6 protein-coding genes are annotated in these 4,156 nt (G+C 62.6%); 5 read left to right on the forward strand and 1 reads right to left on the reverse strand.

Features of this window, described 5'->3' with window-relative positions; all coding sequences use genetic code 11:
- Positions 1 to 287: 287 nt before the first annotated feature.
- Positions 288 to 830 (forward strand): ATP-binding protein, encoded by a 543-nt coding sequence (locus GY937_21050; protein MCP5059201.1) that lies wholly within the window; start codon positions 288 to 290, stop codon positions 828 to 830.
- 97 nt (positions 831 to 927) lie between these two features.
- Here GY937_21050 and GY937_21055 read toward each other — a convergent pair whose 3' ends face one another.
- A complete protein-coding gene (locus tag GY937_21055; protein ID MCP5059202.1) occupies positions 928 to 1,611 on the reverse strand; it encodes a methyltransferase domain-containing protein in 684 nt (227 codons plus the stop codon).
- A 215-nt stretch (positions 1,612 to 1,826) separates the two neighbouring features.
- Here GY937_21055 and GY937_21060 point away from each other — a divergent pair, with 215 nt between their 5' ends.
- From GY937_21060 to GY937_21075, 4 genes are all read left to right on the forward strand, one after another.
- On the forward strand, positions 1,827 to 2,552 hold the full coding sequence (locus GY937_21060) for a class I SAM-dependent methyltransferase (protein MCP5059203.1): 726 nt from the start codon (positions 1,827 to 1,829) through the stop codon (positions 2,550 to 2,552).
- Positions 2,553 to 2,665: 113 nt separating this feature from the next.
- Positions 2,666 to 3,073: a hypothetical protein gene (locus GY937_21065; protein ID MCP5059204.1), complete on the forward strand. Its 408-nt coding sequence runs from the start codon at positions 2,666 to 2,668 to the stop codon at positions 3,071 to 3,073.
- A 215-nt stretch (positions 3,074 to 3,288) separates the two neighbouring features.
- Positions 3,289 to 3,672 (forward strand): nuclear transport factor 2 family protein, encoded by a 384-nt coding sequence (locus GY937_21070; protein ID MCP5059205.1) that lies wholly within the window; start codon positions 3,289 to 3,291, stop codon positions 3,670 to 3,672.
- A gap of 111 nt (positions 3,673 to 3,783) precedes the next feature.
- Positions 3,784 to 4,059: a hypothetical protein gene (locus GY937_21075; protein MCP5059206.1), complete on the forward strand. Its 276-nt coding sequence runs from the start codon at positions 3,784 to 3,786 to the stop codon at positions 4,057 to 4,059.
- The last annotated feature ends 97 nt before the right edge of the window (positions 4,060 to 4,156 follow it).

Here is a 4,156-nt window from a genome sequence, read left to right on the forward strand (position 1 = left end):
CAGATCGATCCCGCAGGAGTGCATATGGCTGTTCGTGTAGAATCTCATCGGGTCTCCTTCTGAGCGGATGCTCTGTGTTATGTGCATCCAACCTACTCGATGGCCGAGTGGGTTCAGGAGGGGGCCTGGATGAGGATCAGGACTCTGCAGCTGATGACGGCACGCCGCGGCGCCCTGGGCCTGCTAGCCTGGGTTTCTTGTTCGGCACCTCAGTCAAGCCGTAGGGCCGCGGCCAACGCTGAATGCCATATCCAGTGGGTGGCCGTAAGGTCGGCCGACACGAGTTCATGACCGCGAAGCTAGTCGTTTTGAGCGGCCTCCCTGGTACCGGCAAGACAGAAGTCGCCGAGTCGATGGCGGCGTACCTGAAGGCACCTGTCTTCGCCAAGGATTGGCTCGAAGCCTCGCTCCTTCAGTCTGGTGTGGTTGCGCAGGAGCAGCTTGGCATCGTCGGGTACTCGCTTCTCACGACCCTGGCACGCCGCCAGCTCGCACTCGGCCAATCGGCTGTCCTCGATAGCGTTGCGAGTACCAGCCCCGTACGGGAAACGTGGCGAGCGATGGCTCTCGAGTTCGACGCCTCCTGGTTCGTCATCGAGTGCATCTGCTCCGATTCGGAGCTTCACCGGCGGCGACTCGGGCAACGACAGCGTGGCATTCCCGGATGGCCCGAGCTCGAATGGTCCGAAGTAGAGCGGGTGCAGAGATACTTCGCGCCCTGGAACGAGGAACGTCTCATCCTCGACTCGGTGAACCCGATATCAGAGAACGTAGCTTCAGCCATTGCCTACGTGGACTCGCCGGCCAATCGTGCGTTGATGCGAACGTGAAACACCGCGACTCGAATGATGGCTGTACCGTCATGGCCTCAAGTCTTGCAGGCTCGGGCTAGCCCGGCAGCGCATTCTGCCGGCCAACGCCGATGCACTAGGCGGAAGCGGTCGGAGATGCGATGAACGCCTCAATCCAATCGGGGCTCGTGGTCTCATGCGCCTCGACTTCGAGCCGGCTCTCTGCCATCTCCCGGTCCAGGCCTCGCGCCCGCAAGTCTCGGGAGGTAGGCACCTCGGGGTTTCCGGGTATCCAGAAGAACCACCAGAGCGCTCGAAGAAGGCGCGAACGCCGAGTCGTTGGTCGTCCATGCTCGATTGCAACAACTCTTCCGGTCGGCGCGCACAACCGCCGCGCCTCACGGAGCACACCAAGGCGGGTCGGCCTCGTCATTTCGTGAAGTGCAAGCGAGATCAGCACTCGATCATAGGCCCCGCTGTCGAGTCCGCTCGCAGTCGCATCTGCCTGGACGTAGCTGACACGCGAGTGGGGATCGAGCCTCCGAGCTCGGGCCAGTTGACCTGATCCCAGGTCTACACCCGTGATCTCTACGAGCGGCGCTTCTTCCAGGATCGCGCGCTCCATCGTCCCCGTACCACAACAGAGCGATGCGACTCGCATGCGGGGCTCGAGACGCATCCAACGCACGAACTCGCGGCGGCATCGCCGCTCGCCGCCGAGTGGCAGAAACCCCCACCAGACGATGAGGTCGTAGAGCGGGCTCGCGGCCGCGTAAGCCCAAGCAAGAAAACGACTCGAATAGCCTGCCGACCGAGCCATGACCCATCCTCGCTCCAGATCCAGACCAACTGTAACCCGTCAGATTGGCTCGCACCGGCGCGTTGCCACCTTCGAACCAGGGGACGAGCACAGACGTGGAAGAACGCGGTCAAGATGACCCGTGTACCGTTTTGGAATCACCCCTTGAAGGCTCGGCGGAGCCCGGTGGCGCCAATCCACACGGGTTGACGCCGATCCGTTGGACGGGCGGAGCGATGGCACTCTACGACTCGATCGGCCGCGGGTATGGCGAGCGGCGGAAGCAAGACCCCCGGATCGCTGAGCGAATCGCCTGGGCGTTGGGGAGTTCTGAGAGCGTCGTCAACGTCGGCGCAGGCACGGGCTCCTACGAGCCGCGTGATCGCACACTCGTCGCAGTGGAGCCATCCAAGGTGATGATTCGTCAGCGGCCATCCGAGGCGCCGCCTGCGGTGCGCGCTTCGGCGACCGATCTTCCCTTCCGTGACGAGAGCTTCGACGCGTCGCTCGCGGTCCTCACACTCCACCATTGGCCCGACATCTCGCGGGGCATCGAGGAACTAAGGCGCGTTGCCCGAAAAACGGTGGTCATTCTTACCTTCGACACGTCCGTGGATGGTTTCTGGCTCACGGACTACTTTCCAGAGATTCTGGAGGTAGATCGCCGCATGATGCCGGCGCTGTCGACAATCCAACATCTCCTGGGCACGTCGAAGGTCTTCTATGTTCCCATTCCACATGACTGCACGGATGGATTTCTCGGAGCGTACTGGCGGCGCCCGCATGCCTATCTCGACGCCGGAATTCGATCGGCCATTTCCGTTCTTTCCCTGATTGGAAGTCTGGAGCCGGGCGTCTCCAGGCTTCGAGCCGATCTCGAATCGGGCGCCTGGCGCCGCCAGTATCGCCACCTCCTCGATCGCTCTGAGATCGATCTTGGATTTAGGCTGGTCGTTGCCTAACCGGAGATCACCGTCACCCAGTTGAAGCCCAGATCCGTTTCGCAGCCTCGAATGGGTGCCAGGAAATCGGGACCCATCCTGCTATTTCCGCTTGAATGGAGGCAATCCCAACGATGAGGAGCGGCCTGTCCGTCGGATTGGGAGTTCTGCAGGCGTTCATCGGTGTCGGCGCGGTGGCGGGCGGACTTGGGCTGGTGTTGGACCCGACTGGTGGGGGTCTCGGAATACCGCTCGAGCTGCTCCAGAGAACGCCCTTCGCAACCTTCTTGATTCCGGGGACCGTCCTCTTCGCTGTAAACGGCCTGGGCAGCCTCATGGGATCCGTCGCGACCTTCGTGCGACGTCAGTATGCTGGCGAGACGGCCATGGCCCTTGGCGCCTTTCTTGTTGCGTGGATCGCACTTCAAGTCTACTGGTTCGCGGGAATCCACTGGCTCCATTGGTTGTACCTCAGCCTGGGGATTGCGGAGGTAGCCTTGGGACGGTCGGTGCGAAGGACCGGCGGTCGGAGGAATGCCTGACAGATGCATGCAAGAGACGGTCTCGGAACTCGCGGGCGCTGCGGGAGCGGCCTTCACAGCATTCGTCGAACCGATCATTCGGGACGCCCCTTCGGGCCCAGATCGGCGGCAGAGAACTCGGGGACTCCTGGCCGGCATGCGCTGAACAACAGCGGTTCGCCCGCCGCCCATCGAGGCGTTGAAACGCAAAGCGAGGCATGATGCAGTTTCACGGGATGAACGAGACGGATGCGCGCACGTTCGCAGAGAAGTGGCTGCCCGCCTGGACCGGGAATCGCCCAGACCTTCTCGCGTCCTTCTACACCCAGGATGCCGTCTACTCAGACCCTGTCGTGCGCCAGGGCGTGCGAGGACAAGACGCGCTGCTGTCCTATTTCGGGAAGCTCCTCGGCCACAATCCAGAGTGGGTCTGGGTCCAGCGAGGCTCGATCCCGATGCAAGATGGATTTCTCAACCTGTGGCACGCTTCGATCCCCGTCGTCGGGCGAACGATCGAGGCAGACGGCGTGTGTAGCGTCCAGCTTCGAGACGGCCTGATCTACGCGAACCACGTCCACTTCGATCGATCCGAGTTACTCGCAGCGCTCTCCGCGACGTAGCCACCCGGCACGCCAGCGAGTTCGAGTGGCCGCGTGACAGGGGCTTGCCGATGAGACCCGATCCGTTGGACCTGCAACATGCGAATTGAGTCGAAGCCATTTGCGCCTGGAATGGAGCTCCAGCTCCGGAGCTTTGCGGCTGCTCGGGCCGAGGGCATGCCCCGCCGCGGCTGGAAGATCGGAATCAACGTCCCTGAGGTTCTCGACCAGCTCTCGCTGCCTCATCCGGGCCTTGGGTGGCTCGATGGTCACCAGGTCCTCTCATCTGGCAGCACCTTCCAGGCTCCGCCGGATAGCCGGCTTCACATCGAGCCCGAGGTGGCGATCGGCATCTCCGGCCTCGTGGCCTCGGTGAACACCCAAAAGCGGCCATACGTGATCACCTGAAAACCGGCCATAGAACGGGGAGTCGTCCAGGACGTTGAGGCGGGCGAGGCGGATAGCCTCGCCGGCCATGGCAAATGTCTTGGACGCAGAGAAACAG

Source organism: bacterium (assembly GCA_024228115.1).
Taxonomy (GTDB): Bacteria; Myxococcota_A; UBA9160; order UBA9160; family UBA6930.